Annotated in this window: 15 protein-coding genes; 3 read left to right on the top strand and 12 right to left on the bottom strand. The window is 64.4% G+C overall.

The genetic code is table 11. The features are described from left to right. Nucleotides 1–9 precede the first annotated feature (9 nt). The 3 genes from ACFI9K_RS21470 to ACFI9K_RS21460 all read left to right on the top strand — a co-directional run bounded on the left by ACFI9K_RS21470 (nucleotide 10) and on the right by ACFI9K_RS21460 (nucleotide 3978). Nucleotides 10–549: a DUF2231 domain-containing protein gene (locus ACFI9K_RS21470; protein ID WP_462665368.1), complete on the top strand. Its 540-nt coding sequence runs from the start codon at nucleotides 10–12 to the stop codon at nucleotides 547–549. Nucleotides 550–677: 128 nt separating this feature from the next. Next, a complete protein-coding gene (locus ACFI9K_RS21465; RefSeq protein ID WP_462665367.1) occupies nucleotides 678–2981 on the top strand; it encodes an ATP-binding cassette domain-containing protein in 2304 nt (767 codons plus the stop codon). 73 nt (nucleotides 2982–3054) lie between these two features. Then, entirely contained in the window at nucleotides 3055–3978 is a 924-nt protein-coding gene (locus ACFI9K_RS21460; protein ID WP_462665458.1) for an ABC transporter substrate-binding protein, read from the top strand. A gap of 1 nt (nucleotide 3979) precedes the next feature. On the opposite strand, the gene ACFI9K_RS21455 is transcribed toward ACFI9K_RS21460, so the two are convergent. The 12 genes from ACFI9K_RS21455 to ACFI9K_RS21400 all read right to left on the bottom strand — a co-directional run bounded on the left by ACFI9K_RS21455 (nucleotide 3980) and on the right by ACFI9K_RS21400 (nucleotide 16034). Beyond that, nucleotides 3980–4510 (bottom strand): LpqN/LpqT family lipoprotein, encoded by a 531-nt coding sequence (locus ACFI9K_RS21455; protein ID WP_462665366.1) that lies wholly within the window; start codon nucleotides 4508–4510, stop codon nucleotides 3980–3982. Continuing rightward, nucleotides 4507–5445: a hypothetical protein gene (locus ACFI9K_RS21450; protein ID WP_462665365.1), complete on the bottom strand. Its 939-nt coding sequence runs from the start codon at nucleotides 5443–5445 to the stop codon at nucleotides 4507–4509. Before ACFI9K_RS21450 ends, ACFI9K_RS21455 begins: the two co-directional genes overlap by 4 nt. Continuing rightward, a complete protein-coding gene (locus ACFI9K_RS21445) occupies nucleotides 5442–6425 on the bottom strand; it encodes a hypothetical protein (protein ID WP_462665364.1) in 984 nt (327 codons plus the stop codon). Before ACFI9K_RS21445 ends, ACFI9K_RS21450 begins: the two co-directional genes overlap by 4 nt. Continuing rightward, a complete protein-coding gene (locus ACFI9K_RS21440; RefSeq protein ID WP_462665363.1) occupies nucleotides 6422–6721 on the bottom strand; it encodes a hypothetical protein in 300 nt (99 codons plus the stop codon). The genes ACFI9K_RS21445 and ACFI9K_RS21440 overlap by 4 nt, the downstream gene beginning before the upstream one ends. Before the next feature lie 101 nt (nucleotides 6722–6822). Then, entirely contained in the window at nucleotides 6823–7686 is an 864-nt protein-coding gene (locus ACFI9K_RS21435) for a hypothetical protein (RefSeq protein WP_462665362.1), read from the bottom strand. Between the two features lie 108 nt (nucleotides 7687–7794). After that, nucleotides 7795–9003, bottom strand: a complete 1209-nt coding sequence (locus ACFI9K_RS21430; protein ID WP_462665361.1) for an XdhC family protein — start codon at nucleotides 9001–9003, stop codon at nucleotides 7795–7797. Between the two features lie 7 nt (nucleotides 9004–9010). Beyond that, nucleotides 9011–9637, bottom strand: a complete 627-nt coding sequence (locus ACFI9K_RS21425) for an SRPBCC family protein (RefSeq protein WP_462665360.1) — start codon at nucleotides 9635–9637, stop codon at nucleotides 9011–9013. Further along, a complete protein-coding gene (locus ACFI9K_RS21420; RefSeq protein ID WP_462665359.1) occupies nucleotides 9634–10137 on the bottom strand; it encodes a (2Fe-2S)-binding protein in 504 nt (167 codons plus the stop codon). Before ACFI9K_RS21420 ends, ACFI9K_RS21425 begins: the two co-directional genes overlap by 4 nt. After that, complete coding sequence (locus ACFI9K_RS21415; RefSeq protein ID WP_462665358.1) at nucleotides 10134–12500, bottom strand: xanthine dehydrogenase family protein molybdopterin-binding subunit; 2367 nt, start codon at nucleotides 12498–12500, stop codon at nucleotides 10134–10136. The genes ACFI9K_RS21420 and ACFI9K_RS21415 overlap by 4 nt, the downstream gene beginning before the upstream one ends. After that, a complete protein-coding gene (locus ACFI9K_RS21410) occupies nucleotides 12497–13348 on the bottom strand; it encodes an FAD binding domain-containing protein (RefSeq protein WP_462665357.1) in 852 nt (283 codons plus the stop codon). The genes ACFI9K_RS21415 and ACFI9K_RS21410 overlap by 4 nt, the downstream gene beginning before the upstream one ends. Then, entirely contained in the window at nucleotides 13348–14778 is a 1431-nt protein-coding gene (locus ACFI9K_RS21405) for an MFS transporter (protein ID WP_462665356.1), read from the bottom strand. The genes ACFI9K_RS21410 and ACFI9K_RS21405 overlap by 1 nt, the downstream gene beginning before the upstream one ends. Continuing rightward, nucleotides 14775–16034 (bottom strand): FAD-dependent monooxygenase, encoded by a 1260-nt coding sequence (locus ACFI9K_RS21400; protein ID WP_462665355.1) that lies wholly within the window; start codon nucleotides 16032–16034, stop codon nucleotides 14775–14777. The genes ACFI9K_RS21405 and ACFI9K_RS21400 overlap by 4 nt, the downstream gene beginning before the upstream one ends.

Genomic DNA, 16034 nt, shown 5'->3' with positions numbered 1-16034 from the left:
CCGGTGTCCATGACAATCAAACAAGCACTCGACAGCCTCGAAAAAGCCTCCTTCCTCGACGGAACGAGCGATGCCATCCACAGCGTTCTGGCACCCGCGTTGACCGACAGCGCCGTCGGGTCGGCCCTACACGGCAAGTGGATCGGGCACCCCATCCACCCAGCGCTGGTGACGGTCACCACCGGGAGCTGGACCAGCGCAGTCGTGCTCGATCTCGTGAAGCATCAGTCCCGGGCGGCCAAGCTTGTAGTCGCGCTCGGTCTCGCGTCTGCGCCGCCGGCAATAGCCACAGGTTGGGCGGACTGGTCGAGGATGAACGCGCTGCAGCGCCGGGTCGGCGTCATCCACGCGGCCTCGAACGCAACGGGGGTGTTCCTTTTCCTTGGTTCCTACCTCCGCCGCCGGAAGCAGACGGACGCAGTGGCCAAAGCTCTCGCGGCGGCCGGCCTCGGAGCCGTCGGCATCGGCGGCCTTATCGGCGGCCACCTGGCGTACAGCACCACCGGCAGCGAGGCAGAGTCCGAGGCTCGGCACCGCGCAGATAGCTGAGCGCCGATCAGTAGTTGTTCGGCTCCCAGATCTTTACCGCGGACAGAGCATTTCCGTACGCCGTACGGTAGACTGCGTCGGCCCCGGACGAACCAGCGTCAGGGGCGGCGAAAGGCGACTCCCGCGCAATGACCTCAGCCCAGCCGACGATCTCGACTCCGCCAGCGACACCAGCTCACGACCTGTCCACCATCGTCGTTCGAGGAGCCCGCGAGAACAATCTTCGCGACGTCAGCCTCGACCTGCCCAAACGTTCGCTCGTGGTGTTCGCGGGCATCTCCGGGTCGGGTAAGTCCTCCTTGGTTTTCGACACCATCGCCGCCGAAGCACAGCGGCAGATCAACTCCACCTTCACGGCGTTCGCACAAACGTTTCTGCCGTCGTACGGCCGTCCCGACGCGGATCTGATCGCCAACTTGTCGGCCGTCGTCATCGTGGATCAAAAGCGACTCTTCGGTGGCCCGCGTTCGACCGTCGGCACGATCACCGACATCGGCGACTGGCTGCGCATGCTGTGGTCGCGCGGCGTCACGCCGCCGATCGGGTACGCCAACGCGTTCTCGTTCAACGACCCGGCCGGAATGTGCCCCGAATGCGAGGGGCTCGGCGAAGCGAAGGTCGTCGACCTCGGCGAACTGGTGGACGAGTCGAAGTCCTTGCGAGAAGGGCCGTTCAAGCACCCGGACTTCGAGGTCGGCAAGTGGCCGTACCGGGTGTTTGCCGACTCGGGCCTGTTCGACCTGGACGTCCCGATCGAGCAGTACTCGGCCCGCGAGCGCCACAATTTTTTCGACGCGAAGCCCGGCGAGGTCGAGGTGACGAACCCCGACGCGGTGATGAAGAGCTACGAGGGCATCATCTCTCGTTTTCGGCGCAGTTACCTGGCGAAGGACGCCGACGCCCTCAAGGGCAAGGCCAAACTTGCATTCGAGCGCATCGTCACCCGCGGCACCTGCGAGGCCTGCGGCGGCTCGCGATACAACGAGACCATCCGCGGTGCCACCCTCGAAGGCCTGTCGCTACCCGACGCGTTCGCCATGCAGGTATCCGAACTGGCCGACCGGATCGACGGCTGGCAGATCAAGGACCTGGGCACCTTCACCGCCGAAATCGTCACGCAACTACGCAGACTCGTCGACCTCGGACTCGGCTACCTCAGTCTGGACCGCGCGACGTCGTCGCTCTCCGGTGGCGAATCGCAACGCATCAAGATGGTCCGCCACCTCGGAGCCACGCTCAACGACATGCTCTACGTCTTCGACGAGCCGACGACCGGTTTGCATCCGCGCGACGTCCACCGCCTCAACGACATGTTGCTCGCGCTGCGCGACAAGGGCAATACCGTCCTCGTCGTCGAGCACGACCCCGAGGTGATGGCCATCGCCGACCGCATCGTCGAGATCGGGCCCGGTGCCGGCAAGTCCGGCGGCACAGTGGTGTTCGAGGGCACTTTCGACGAGCTCCGCCGCGCCGACACCCGGACCGGTGCAGCACTGCGGCGCGAGGGCATCGAAGTACGCACTCCCCGTACGCCTTCGGGCTGGCTGAACATCACCGGAGCGAGTACTCACAACCTGCGCGACGTCAGCGTCGACGTTCCCCTGGGAGTGCTGACCGCCGTCACCGGGGTTGCCGGGTCCGGCAAGTCCTCGCTCATCCACGGACACCTCCGCGAGGCCGCGCCGGACGCCGTGATCATCGACCAGGCACCCATCCGCGGCTCACGACGCTCCTCCCCTGCGACGTATACCGGACTTCTCGACCCGATCCGCGCGTACTTCGCCAAGAAGACCGGCCAGCCGCCGTCGCTGTTCTCACCGAACTCCGACGGTGCGTGCCCCGACTGCCAGGGCAGCGGCGTGATCTTCACCGAACTCGGGTTCACCGACCCGGTGACGAGCACGTGTGAAACGTGCCAGGGCAGACGGTTCCGGTCGGGCGCGATCCGGCACACCGTCGACGGCATCAGCATCGCCGATATCTTCGAGATGTCCGTCGAGGACGCGCAGGACTTCTTCGACGTGAAGAAGATCCGCGACATCCTGAGGCGGTGCAGGGACGTCGGCCTCGGTTACCTTTCCCTCGGGCAGAACCTGTCGTCGTTGTCCGGTGGCGAACGCCAACGGCTCAAGCTCGCTACGGAATTGGTCGGATCGTCGCCGGTGTTGGTTCTCGACGAGCCGACGACCGGCTTGCACCCGTCGGACGTCTCGAACTTGATCGCGTTGTTGTCGGGGATGGTCGACGAGGGCAGGTCGGTGATCGTCATCGAGCACAACCTGGACGTCGTCGCCGCTGCGGATTGGATCATCGACCTCGGCCCCGACGGCGGGCACAACGGCGGCCTGATCACCTTCACCGGCACGGTGGACGGGCTGCTGACCTCGGACACCCACACCGGCCGTTACCTGGCGCGCAGCCTGGGACAGTGACCGAAGACCCGATAGTGTTGGCCCTCCAGGAACACCGGACACAGGAGTGGCAGTGCAGCGTCGATCGGCACGAATGATCTCAGCAGGGTTCGCGGTCGTCGCGCTCGTCGCAGCCGGGTGCGGTGGCGCGACGACCGACGCACCGCCCGCCACCCCGTCCACCACGCCGAGCGGGGAGTTCCCCAAGTCGATCGCGTCGGGCTCGGACGGCGGGACCATCACCATCGACGCGATGCCCCGCACGATCATCTCGCTCAGCCCGACGGCGACGGAGACCCTGTACGCCGTCGGCGCGGGTGAGCAGGTCGCGGCCGTCGACGATCAGTCGGACTACCCGGCCGACGCACCCAAAACCGGCTTGTCGGCCTTCACGCCGAGCCTCGAAGCGATCGTCGCGTACGACCCCGACCTGGTCATCACCTCCACCGACCTGGGCATCGTGACATCCACCCTCGCCGAAGCGGGTGTTCCGACGTTGTTGCTCCCGGCCGCGACGAGCCTCGACGACGCGTACTCACAGATCGAACAGGTGGCCGACGCGACCGGTCACGATGCTGAAGGCGACGCGGTGGTCAGTCAGATGCGTGACCGAATCGACGCGGCTGTCGCGGGCGTGCCGACGCGCGACGAGCCGCTGACGTACTTCCACGAACTCGACGACACCTTGTACACCGTGTCCAGCCAGAGCTTCGTCGGGCAGATCTACGGCCTGTTCGGTCTGCGAAGCATCGCCGATGGCTCCGGTGCAGGCGACTACCCGCAGCTCTCCGCCGAGACGGTGATCACCACGAACCCCGACGTGGTCTTCCTCGCCGATGCCCAATGCTGCGGCGTCACAGCTCAATCCGTTTCAGCGCGTCCGGGGTGGGCGTCGATGACCGCCGTCCGGGACGGCAGGATCTTCCCGATGGACGAGGACCTGTCCAGTCGATGGGGTCCGCGAATCGCGGATCAGGTCGAAGCCGTCGCCGCCGTGGTTCAGCAGATTCCGGCGTAAATCACTCGTACCCGATCTGCACCTCGTCCACGAACCGCTCTGCTGCCCAACCCAATCGGGCCCTGCTCAGATCGGGCACAGTAACCGTCATCTGCACGAGATATTGATCGACAATGTGGTGGACCACCACGTAACGGGTCCGTGCGAAAAGCAGATGCCCATCCCACTCGTACCTACCAGCGATCGAGACGGATGGCAGTCCGCGCAGCGGGGCTCGGTCGCGGCTGACCTCGACCCAGCCCGGCAACGTCCGTGAGTCCCCGAAACCGCACTCCAGCAACACCGTCGGGTCTACCGATCGCGTGAGCTTGCCCACCAGAGCCATTGCATTGGGCACGAACCCGTCGACGGCATCAGCGGGCGAACACAGCACTGCGGTGGCATGCGGGAACAAGTGCTCGGGAACCACGTCCCAACCCTGCATAGTCGGGAGTTCGAGACCGAACCTGTTGCATTCGGTGCGATGCACGGGCACGAGTTCGACACCCTGCTGCTGAAGGAAGCCCTGTATCGACAGTTCTCGAGTTGTCATCGGTTGCCCCGCGGACCCGACATCGACGCCGCTCGGTCTGCTTCGATGCGATCGAGGAACCGGGGCGGGCGAAGTAACTCTCGTGCGTCGTCGTGAGCAAGCTGTGCGCGCGACGAGGGATTATCCCGGCACCACTGCAACACAGCCAACAACGCGTTCGGCTCTACCTTCTTCTCACAGGCCATCAGAACCAGCACTTCATCAGTTTCACTGCCGGGAACGCGGTACGCGACCCGGATTATGGGGTACCAATGCGGCTGCGAGACAGCCGGATTCGGATGGCCGCACGGTTGCAGATCGACGATTGCGTCCCAACGGACAACCGTGACGTCGCTGGTCACTTTCCAGGCCCGACGTCGATAGACCTCTTGCACAATCCCGTCGGGATGCAGGGAAATCCTGGTCCGGTTTATTACGACGAGCCCCAGAACAAAGAACAGGAGGACCACTGGGGCACCAACGAGAGTCAAGATCTCCGCCTTGAACTGGCGTCGTCCAGGTTCATCATCCCTCCAGTAGAAATACGAAACGCCGCATAGAACCGCGAGGGCCAAGACGAAGCTCCGGATCAAGAAGTCTCCGCGCCCGGGCACCGACAAACCACGTCCCGCCGCGGCAACCTCGGTCGGTCGTACGAAACGCGACAGACGCGCGGATCCGATGCCCGACAACACCACAGACTGTCCGAGTGCCATCATGACGACAAACGCGAGCCACGCTAAGCCCAAGAGCACGTCCGGGGGAGAATCCCCGAACGGAACCACCACGGCCGCGAGTAATGCTACGGATGCTCCTACCAGCCCGACGAACGCCGCAAGCCATCCGAGATGGACGCTGCGCCAGGTGCGCACCCACAGTGGGTAACTCGGTCCTGCAACGCTTTTACGCAGCGAGTCCTCCCACTGAGGAGGGCTGTCGTCTCTGTTCCCGCTCATTTTCCCGCCGCCTCGAACAGCTTGCCCACGCCGTAGCTGACGAATCCACCCAAAGCGATTCCGGCAGCAGCGCCCACCACGGTTCCCGGGCCCGGCACGATGGACCCCGCCACGCTGCCGATGGCACCGAACGCCCAGGTTGTGATCGCTCCCGCGGCAATCGGGGTGGCCTCGACGATGACCGCCTCGGCCGGGTTCATGCCGTCGTCGATGTTGTCTGCGATTCCGGGGATCGCACCGGCCACGGTGCCGAACGCTCCCAGCCCGCGACCGATGTTCCTGGCAACGTCGTCGACCGAATCGACCCCCGGAAACTCGAGTGCTCGCCTGGTCACGTCTGTCATACCCCCGATCACCGCCGACGCAATGGTCGTCGGCCAATCCGGCATCCACGAGAACGATCCGTCCGGGTTCTCCACGAACTGTCCGGTCGGGCTGGTGAGCGCCAACTCTGTCAACAGCTTCGTGGGGCCGGCCAGCTGCTCGGCGGCGTCGAGCGCAGCACTTTCGGCCTGCTTCAACGCACTCTGGATATCCTCGGTCAATCGATCTGCAGCAGAGCGTAGTTCGTCGGCCTGGCGCGCCTTCTCTTCGCCCAGGCTGTCGGGGATGAGCGCAATCATCCCGTTGGGATCCACCACACCGTCGGCCGCTACGGCAAACCCGCTCGACGTCGCTGCAGACACCTGAGCCGCCAGATGCGCCTTCGCGGCGTCGACAATTCCGGCCGCGGTTTCGAATGCTGTACCGAGCGAATCGATCTCGCCGCATACCGAGCTCATCCGGGAGCACTCGGTCACGACGCGTTCGGCAGCGGCCCCCGCCGCCTCACCGGTCCACGTCTCGGACAGCACGTCTTGTTCTTCCAACACACCGGTGCGCTGCCCGTTCACGCGCTCGACGATCTTCGACAGTTCGATCATCGTCTTGCGCATCGACTCCGGCTCCCACCCGGCAACATGCGGCACGGTCGGAGTCATTTGGGCTCGTCCATAGCCGCGAGCCGATGCGCAAGTTCGTCGTCGGCGATCTCGTAGTTCTGCGCGACCCCACGTGCGATGTCCGCGACGCATTCGGCCCTGCCGGCCAGCGCTGCTACCGCACCCGCCGCGGCGCCGGCCGCCGCCGCACAGGCTGCACCGAAGTCGGTTCCCTGCAACGCGTTCTCGGACGCGCGGAACGGACTCAGAGCATCCAGCTCTCGGATCGCTGCTCCGGTCCCCGACAACACATTCGAGAACTGCCGCAGGATCGTTGGATCCACATTCACTGTCATGACGTTCCCCCGAGTCACATCGTATGGACGCCTGCTGAATCGGCGTCATCGGATTGGACGCAGTGGACCCGTTATCGGTTCCACGCCGGCCGGTGACCGAGCTAGGACCGTGATCGTTCGAGTCGTTCACGCAGCGGTGGTGGCACCAGCAGATGCGGTGAGTCGTACCCGGTCATCCGGATCCGATTGGACGGAGTATCGGTGCACCATTTCATCAGTGACAGAATGGCATTCGGTTCGGCCGCCAGCATATGGATGCGAATCGCCATCCGGTCCGGTTCGTCGAGCCGGTCGCGGGGACGCTCGATGGCGAGGCCGGACGCTCTGATGTACAGGACAGGTTCGGTGAATCCGCTCCCCCGCTTGTCGGAGGTCCGGTACGTCGAGGCCTCGTAATCCTCCACGTCGTCCCAGCGCACCAGAACGTCGTGGGTGCGCGGAAAGAAGAACATCGACGACCGTCTGCGTCTGACGAATCCGTCCGCGAACAATCGGAGTTCGACACTACTGCGGATGCCGACCGTCGCCACCAGAACAATCAGTGCGATTCCGGCGATCGGCATTCCGACCGCGCTGAACGCATCACTCCTCGACAGCGCAACACCCAACCCCGTCGCGGCGATCGATGCGGCCGCGAGAAGCCACAGCCTGGCACTCCGGGCCGGAACGGACACACCGCTACCCAGCACATCGTCCTCGATGCGCCGGACGAATCGGATGGGTATGCCCCATCGAATCACGTTGTCGTTGACGCCGATCCAGACGCAGGCAAAGACGGCAATGAGAGCAATCGATCCGATCGTGTACGAATTATCGCTGCCGTGCGCTGCGAGCCGTCCACGATAGATCGAGACGGCCACCACCGCCACCACGCCGATGACCGCCGTCCACACGCGACCCAATGTGCACAGCCAATACGGAACCCACGTCGGTCGTTCTGCGTCGGTGTACTTCGTCTCACTCATGCGTCCCCCACAGTCGGTATCAGGTGTTGGACGCACTGGGGGTTGTTTCGGTTCCCTCCGGTCCCGTTACGTGGGAGAAGCAGATGCGACACGTAGCGTCGACTCGACTTACGACGGTGACGGGTTCGCTTTCGCCATGGCGACCGCTGTGTCGATACTTGGAACTGCAGGCTCAGTGCGCGTACCGCACGCCAACGCGCCACGCTGAGCCCCGCCGCCACGGTCCGCTCTGCCGTGCAAGGGACCGTTGCCGTCGCGCAACCGACCGCCGGATCGGCCGTTGGACACCGCAACCATTTCGGCGACGATCGACAGCGCAGTCTCCCCGGGGGAACGTCCGCCGATGTCGAGTCCGACGGGCGAGAACACCCGCGCGAATGCGTCCTCCCCTACACCTGCGTCGACGAGACGTTCACGTCTGTCCTGGTGCGTTCGACGGCTGCCCAGCACGCCGATGTAGCCGGCAGGGGTGCGCACTGCGACCTCGAGCAACGGGACGTCGAACTTCGCATCGTGTGTGAGGACGCACAGGGCGGTGGTGCCGTCGATCAGCCCCTTGTTCCACTGGGCCGTCAGATACTCGTGCGGCCAGGCAACCACCACTTCGTCGGCGTGTGGAAAGCGCTCCTCCGTAGCGAATATCGGCCGGGCATCACACACCACGGTTCGGTAGCCCACGATGGTTGCTGCGTGAGCGACGGCGTCGGCCAGGTCGAGCGCGCCGAAGACGATCAGGAGCGGCGGGGCCGGAAACGATCGCACGAAGACCTCGGCGGTACCGGCGTCCACGTCGATTTCTCTCAATCCGCTTGCACCGTCCGCCAACATGACACGAGCGAGAGCGACAGCTTCCGTGTCGAGCACCGAGTTGCCGATGGAGCCGGAGAAGTCGTCTGCATTCACCACGAGGTGCCCGGCCGCTGCACCCGAGGCGACGGTCACTTCGGCAACCGATGATCGCGATGCTATTCGGTCCAACAGTTCGTCGTAGTGCGGGCGGGTTTCCCGGTCGACTCTGTCGACCACAACGTCCACCGTTCCGCCACAGGTGAGACCGATGGCGAAGGGGTCATCGGCCGCTACGCCGAACCTCAGGCGGTCGGCGAATCCACCCGTCGCCGCCGCCACTGCAGCGTCGAACACCGCACCTTCGACGCATCCGCCGGACACCCCGCCGAGGGCGGTACCACCGGCGTCGACGGCCATCACGGCACCCACGTCCCGGACCGCGCTCCCTGAGGTTGCCACGACAGTAGCCACACCGAACGGGCGTCCGTCGACGAACCAATCGTGCAGTGTGCCGGCGAAATCGAGCATCGTGAACCTACCGACGCCCGAAGGCTCTGGACACCAACCAGCCCTCGACCATCCCGGCTAGAAAGATGCCCGCGACCGGTAGGTACTTGCGCACCGGATCGGGCATCAACGACATCGCGTTCAGTTCACCGCCCATCGGGCTCGCAACTGCAGTCCTCTTAGCTGTCGGGACGGTTGGATCGGACGTGGCCGAACCACTGAGCAGTGCACCGAGATTGACGGCGAACTGTTGCAGCACCTTGTTCGAGACCGCGACGATCGCGCCCTTGCCGAACGAGACGATCTTGCCGCTGATCACCAGGTCCGTGTTCAACGTCAACCGCGAACGGTCGCCTATTTCCTCGACCGCCAAATCGACCTGGGCTTCGGCATCGCCGTTGCCGTGCGAGTCCGCGCCCTTGGCTTCGAGGGTGAGCGTGCGGGTCTCGGCGTTGACCTCGAGAAACCGAATAGTGCCGGCGTAGGCCGCGCTGATCGGCCCGACCTTGACCTTGACTCCACCGAGGAAAGTCTCGCCGTCCTTGCCGGTGATGGCGGCCCCGGGTACACAGGTCGCCACTTTCTCGACGTCGTTGATCAGCCTGAAAACGTCGTCCGCGGACGCGTCGATGTCGAGGGTATTGGTCAGTATCACTGGGAAACTCCTTTCGCGCAGCCGACGCAGCGGCGCTGTTCGGCGCACGAGTCGATGGCCTCGACGATGGTCTGGTATCCAGTACAACGGCAGTAGTTCGAGGCAACCACCTCGCGGATCTGTTCCTTGGTGGCATCGGGATTGTCGGCGAGGTATCCCTCGGCCAGCATCAAGAAGCCTGGAGTGCAGAATCCGCATTGCAGCCCGTGGTGGTCCGCGAACGCCCGTTGCAGATCGTTCAATTCGCCGTCGACACCGAGGGATTCGACGGTCCGAATCTCGGAGTTCTCCACCTGCGCGGCGAAGGTCAAGCAGGCCCGCGCCGGCTTGCCGTCGATCAGCACCGTGCAGGCCCCGCACACGCCGTGCTCGCAACCCACGTGAGTACCGGTCAACTGCAAGTCGTGCCGTAAAACGTCGACCAGGGTGCGGCGTGGCTCGGTGATCACTTCGTGCTCGGTACCGTTGACGGTCAATTCGATCAACTGCTTGTTACTCATGGCCTTCCCTTCATCAACGCCGTATGTACCGCGACAGGAGTGATCGGCGTGTCGTTGAGTTCCACTCCGGTGGAACGCAATCCGTCGTTGACCGCGTTGAGTACCGCAGCCGGAGCACCGATCGTTCCACCCTCGCCGGCTCCTTTGGCACCGGATTCGGTGAACAGGCAGGGCGTTTCGAGGTGATGGATTTCTATGTCGGGGATCTCGCACGCAGTGGGTACCTTGTAGTCGATGAAGCTCGCGCACAGTGGATTTCCGTGGTCGTCGTACGAGACCTGCTCGAACAACGCGCCCGCGATCCCCTGCGCGATCCCGCCGCGGCACTGGCCCTCGACGATCTTCGGATTGATCGCGACCCCGCAGTCCTCGACACACACATATTTCAAGATCTCCACTTGCCCGGTGCCCTCGTGCAATTCCACGACGATACCGTGCGTGGCATTGGAGAACGTGCCGTCGTTGAACACGTCGAAACTCGCCGTCGCGGACAACCCCGGCTCGACCCCCTTGGGCAGCAACTGTGCCTTCAGATACGCGACGTCGGCGATGTCCCGGTAGGTGACGTACTTCGAGTGGTCGTCACGCTGACGCACTCGCCCCGGGGCCAGCTCGACATTGTCGTCGCGAGTCTCCAGTAGGTGCGCTGCGATTTCACACAGTTTGTCTCCCAGCTTGTTCGACGCCAACGCCACAGCGCTGCCGCCGATGGTGATGGAGCGAGACGCGAACGATCCGAAGCCGTAGGTGATTCGGTCGGTGTCGCCTTGCACGATCTTCACCTGTTCGACGCCGATCCCGAGTCGATCGGCGACGATCTGCGCCATGGTGGTCTCGTGACTCTGCCCGTGGCTCATCGTTCCGGTCGTTACGACCACGGTTCCGGAAGTATCCATCCGGACCTCCGAGATGTCGAATCCCGGGACCACGTTCATCTTGCGGGCAGCGAACGCGCTACTTCCGTACCCTGTTCGCTCACTGAAGCAGGAGTACCCGATGCCGATGTGCCGACCTTCCGCTGCGGCTCGCTGCTGAAAGTCGTACCACCCGCCGTCTCGTACAGTCTGCTCGCATAGATCGAGAGCCTCGAGGTACGAGCCGGGGTCGTAAGTGATGTTGTTGACGCCCGTGTACGGGAAGGCAGTGATGACGTTGCGGCGTCGGATCTCTACTGCATCGAGTGCCAGTTCGCGGGCTGCGCGCTCGAACAGTCGCTCCATCACCATGACGTACTGCGGGCGTGACACCCCTCGGTACGGCGCGGTCGGAGCCTTGTTGCTGAACACCGATCGCCCACGGACTCGGTACGCCGGAACCTGGTAGACCCCCGGCATTTCCGCCGACGCCATGAGTGGCTCGATACCGGCGGTGAACGGGTAGCAGGAGTATGCGCCCATGTCGCACACGACATCCGCGTCGAGGCCCAGTATGTGTCCCTCGGAGTCGAAGGCGGCCCGCACGTCGTACTGCTGCTCGCGTGCCAGGAACGACGCCGTCAGTGCGTCTTTGCGGTCCTCGATCCACTTGACCGGACGGCCGAGTTTCAGGGCGGCCGCGGCGACCGCGATCTCCTCGCGACCGACGACGCACTTCTGTCCGAACCCGCCACCCATGTCGGGCACGACGACTCGTACCTGACGTTCGTCGAAGCCGAGGCACTGCGCGGTGACGGTGCGGACCTGGTGCGGGACCTGCGTGCAGATGTAGATGATCAACTGCTCGTCGCGGTCGTCCCAGTACGCGATGCATCCGCGGGTCTCGAGGGGCAGTGCGTTCTGACGTCCGGTTCTGGACTGCACGGACACCACGGTGTGCGCGTCGTCGAATATCTCGTCGATGCCCTCGGTCGCAAACATCTGCACGTCGACGACGGTGTTGTTCGGAACCGAATCATGAACCAGAGGGACGCCTTCGGACATGGCCTGATCTGCGGAGGTGACGGCCGTGACGGTCCGGTACGACACTCGTGCCGCTTCGAGCCCGTCCTCGACGCTGTAGGCATCGACGGCGACGACGATGGCCAGCGGCTCACCGACGTAGCGCACGACGTCGTGCGCCAGCACCGGCATGTCGGTGGGCACGAATTCGCTCAGCGGCCTGGACAATTCGGCGCGGATCGGCCACAGGCTCAGGTCCGCCGCGGTGAAGACACCGCGCACTCCCTCGACTCCGGCGACGTCACCGATGTCGAGTGCGGTGATCGCTCCGGCCGCGACCGTGCTGCGGACGAACTGAGCGTGCAGCATTCCCGGCATCGCGATGTCGTCGACGAATCTGCCGCGGCCGGTGAGCAACCGCGGATCTTCCCGGCGCGCGACCGAGGTGCCGACGAATTTCGGCGTGAGAACCTGATCGACGCTCACGTGGGCACCCCCTGCGATACCAGTGCGTCGCTGCAAGCTTCGGCGACCAATGTGCGCACCAAGGTGCGGCGGTACTCGGCGGTGAACATGCCCTCGTCCTCCAGTTCCAGTGCTTCGGCTGCGGCGTCCGCGCAGTCGGCGAACGTTCCGCCGCCGGCGAGCGCGGCCTCTGCGGCCGGCGCGCGCACCGGGGTCGCGCCGACCCCTGCGAGAGCGACGCGTCCGCCGACCACGGCCACTCCGTCGAGATCGAGGGACACTGCTGCGCCCACGATCGCGAAATCTCCCTGCCGCTCGGCGTATTCGGTGACTGCGGCATGCGGTGCCGGGTTCGGGAACACGATTTCCACGATCATCTCGTCGAACGCGAGATCGGTGGAGTAGTACCCGAAGAAGAACGAATCTGCGTCGACGGTTCGCCGCCCCCGCACGCTCTCGACGACGATACGGGCGTCCAGCAGGATGGCGAGCAAGCACCATTCGGCGGTGGCGTCCGCATGGGCGATGCTGCCCCCGACGGTGCCGCGGGTACGGATCGGGTAGTGCCCCACCCACCGCATGGCATCGCGCAGAACAGCGAATTCCGTTCCCACATCGCCGGATTCGACGTCATGGTGAGTGGTGAGTGCTCCGATGTGGAGGCCGTCGGATTCTCGGCGAATGTAGCTCAGAGTGTTCAAGCCACCCACGTCGACCAGATGCCCGGGCCGAGCGAGACGGAAGTTCATCATGGCGACCAGGGACTGGCCTCCGGCAATGATCTTCGCATCCTCGCCCAGCTCGGCCAGCAGGCGCACTGCGCCCGAGACATCGCGCGCCCGGTGGTAGTCGAACTGTGCGGGCTTCATCAGACCCGAGCCTCGCCTGCGACTACCTCGGTGGGTTCGTCGACCAGGGTGTCGAGTTCTCGCCCCTTGGTCTCGGGTGCGAAGTACGCCATCCAGATCACCGCGAACAACACGAACGCGGTGACGATGCCGAAGGTCAACGGCAGACCCAGAATCGGCCACATGACCGAGCCGAAGAGCAATGGCGCAAAGCCCGTCGCCACCCGACTGACCGAGGACGCGTAGCCGAATCCCGAGGCGCGGATGTTGGTGGGGTACAACTCCGAGACGTAGCAGTAAAGAACCGGGATGGTCAGCTGGATGACGAACCCGAAGATGCCGAGCCAGATCAGCGCCGCAGACTGGATGTCGAGCATGACAGCGAACATGACCAGAGCGCTACCGGCGATCGGGCCGGACAGTCCGATGACCCACTTGCGGCCGAAGATCTCGACGATGAATGCTGAGGTGAGCACTCCGACGATGCCGACGCCGGTCATGAGCGTCGTACCGGCGAAGGCCGCGAATTCTCCGTAGCCCTCGGCGCGGAGGATGGACGGCATCCAGCTCAGTGCGGCGTAGTACAGGAGCATGATCGATACGAACAGCATCCAGGCTGCCGCGGTGATACGTGGGCTGTATGCCCAGACCGACTTGAGCTGCGTCAGCGCAGCTTTCATTCCGCCCGGTCCCTTCGGCGTGGTGTCGGCAACGATGACGTAGTCGACGGCGTCGGATCCGGTACGTGTGACCATGTCGTCGATGACGGCACGGGCCTCGGCCTCACGGCCCACCTTGGCGAGGTAGATCGGCGACTCCGGGATGCCGCGTCGAACCCAGAACAGGAGCAGTGCGGGCAGAACCATGAACAGGAGCATGAAGCGCCAACGAACGTCACCGTCGATCGGGACGAGAAGTGTTGCGACGACGCCGCAGATGGTGGCACCGATCGGCCACCAGACGTCCATCGCGGAAAGAATCTTGCCGCGAATGCGGCGTGGCGAGAATTCGCTGACCAACGCGTAGTCCACCGGGATGCAGCCACCGAGGCCGAATCCTGCGAGGAACCGCAGCACGATGAAGATCTCGAAGCTGGGCGCGAAAGCACCGAGGACCGAGAACAGCGCAAAGATCAACAGTGTCAACGAGAATGCGCGCTTTCGACCGACGCGGTCGGCGATCGTGCCCCACACGACGGCTCCGACGGCCATGCCGATCAGGTTGCCGGTGGCGACGAGACCTCGCTCGGCCTGGGACAGATCCCAGTAGCTTCCGAGCAGCGGCGTGAGAAAACCGTTCAGCGCCACGTCCCAGGCGTCGAACATGTAGCCCAGCCCGCCGATGATGAAGATCTTGCCCTGCACACCCCATTTCCAGGGGAGTTCCTGTACTACCTGATCACCAGTCTTCATCGCAGCCTCCGGCGCGGTGTTGTGGTCCGAGGTCGTCATCGGACGAACGAGTAATGGAATTTCTCGTCGTCGCTGTCGTCGAGCGGTGTACCGCTCCACAGCCAGTCGTACGAGATGTCGGACTCCCCATCGAACGACGCCAGTGTCGCGTCCCGCTTCTGCTGCTCGGGTCCATCGGGTATGTGGTAGAAGGTCTTGTTCTGCAGGCTCGCGTCCTGCACCATCCGCGCGTGCCGGGCTCGACGAAAGACGTAGCGCGCCAATGCGTCGTCGATTCCGCTCGAGGTCACCTTTGCGAGTTCCTCGGCGAGCACGGCCGCATCTTCCATCGCCTGCGATGCGCCCTGCGCCTGATACGGCAGCATGGCGTGACAGGCATCGCCCAGCAACGCGACGCGGCCGTCGGTCCAACGCGGGTCGGGCCTGCGGTAGTAGAGCGCCTGGCACAGTACGTTCTCGTCGGCCTTGGACAGCATCGCGTGGGCGCGGTCGTCCCAGTCCGGGAACGTCGCCATCAGTTCCTCGGGCCCGACGAGCCGTGGTCCACCGTCGCGAACCTCGTCGGTACACGGTGCCAGCGCAACGACATTGAGGTATTCACCGTTACGGATCATGTAATGCACCAGGTGTCGGTCGGGTCCGTACCAGATGGTGCTCTGGTATCGGTCGACGAGCCAGCGGGTAGCTGGATCCTTGACGATGCGATCACCCGGAATCAGAGCGCGATAGGCCATTTCACCGGAGAACACCAGCGTATCGGGTAGGCCGATGAGATCGCGCACGGTCGACCGAATACCGTCGGCTCCGATGAGCAGATCAGACTCGTAGCGTTGTCCGGTTCCGGTGACCGCGACCGGCCGCATCGGGTCGGTGCGGTCGACCTCGACGACCTTCGCGTCGGTCTCGAACACCACCATCGGGCCCGGACCATCGGGGTCGAGGCACTGGGCATGAATGGCCGAATGCAGATCCGCGCGGTGGTAGTGCCAGTACGGCGCGTTGAACGTCTTCTTGCAGTAATCGCCGAGGGCGGTGAGCGCGATGACCTTGCCGTTCTCCCACCGCCTGCGCACCTGATCCATCGGCTCGGTCTTGATCGCTTCGAGCGTGTCCCGCATCCCGAGGGCAATGAGGATCCGGCTTGCGTTGGGGGCAGTCTGAATTCCTGCACCCACCTCGCCCAATTCGGCTGCGGCTTCGAGCACCGTCACCTGAATACCTCTGTGCCGCAACGAGAGCGCCGCGGTCAACCCGCCCAGGCCGCCGCCTGCGATGACTACTTCGATCGGTGCCAT

This window comes from Rhodococcus sp. PSi06 (assembly GCF_054960675.1).
Note: the sequence above shows the minus strand (reverse complement) of the source record. Positions and strands in the feature narration are given on the sequence as shown.

Excerpts from the sequence above, each read along its gene's own strand:
- ACFI9K_RS21470 (WP_462665368.1), top strand. The coding sequence starts at position 10 with ATGACAATCAAACAAGCACTCGACAGCCTCGAAAAAGCCTCCTTCCTC.
- ACFI9K_RS21465 (WP_462665367.1), top strand. The coding sequence starts at position 678 with ATGACCTCAGCCCAGCCGACGATCTCGACTCCGCCAGCGACACCAGCT.
- ACFI9K_RS21460 (WP_462665458.1), top strand. The coding sequence starts at position 3,055 with ATGATCTCAGCAGGGTTCGCGGTCGTCGCGCTCGTCGCAGCCGGGTGC.
- ACFI9K_RS21455 (WP_462665366.1), bottom strand. The coding sequence starts at position 4,510 with ATGACAACTCGAGAACTGTCGATACAGGGCTTCCTTCAGCAGCAGGGT.
- ACFI9K_RS21450 (WP_462665365.1), bottom strand. The coding sequence starts at position 5,445 with ATGAGCGGGAACAGAGACGACAGCCCTCCTCAGTGGGAGGACTCGCTG.
- ACFI9K_RS21445 (WP_462665364.1), bottom strand. The coding sequence starts at position 6,425 with ATGACTCCGACCGTGCCGCATGTTGCCGGGTGGGAGCCGGAGTCGATG.
- ACFI9K_RS21440 (WP_462665363.1), bottom strand. The coding sequence starts at position 6,721 with ATGACAGTGAATGTGGATCCAACGATCCTGCGGCAGTTCTCGAATGTG.
- ACFI9K_RS21435 (WP_462665362.1), bottom strand. The coding sequence starts at position 7,686 with ATGAGTGAGACGAAGTACACCGACGCAGAACGACCGACGTGGGTTCCG.
- ACFI9K_RS21430 (WP_462665361.1), bottom strand. The coding sequence starts at position 9,003 with ATGCTCGATTTCGCCGGCACACTGCACGATTGGTTCGTCGACGGACGC.
- ACFI9K_RS21420 (WP_462665359.1), bottom strand. The coding sequence starts at position 10,137 with ATGAGTAACAAGCAGTTGATCGAATTGACCGTCAACGGTACCGAGCAC.
- ACFI9K_RS21410 (WP_462665357.1), bottom strand. The coding sequence starts at position 13,348 with ATGAAGCCCGCACAGTTCGACTACCACCGGGCGCGCGATGTCTCGGGC.
- ACFI9K_RS21405 (WP_462665356.1), bottom strand. The coding sequence starts at position 14,778 with ATGACGACCTCGGACCACAACACCGCGCCGGAGGCTGCGATGAAGACT.
- ACFI9K_RS21400 (WP_462665355.1), bottom strand. The coding sequence starts at position 16,034 with ATGGCACCGATCGAAGTAGTCATCGCAGGCGGCGGCCTGGGCGGGTTG.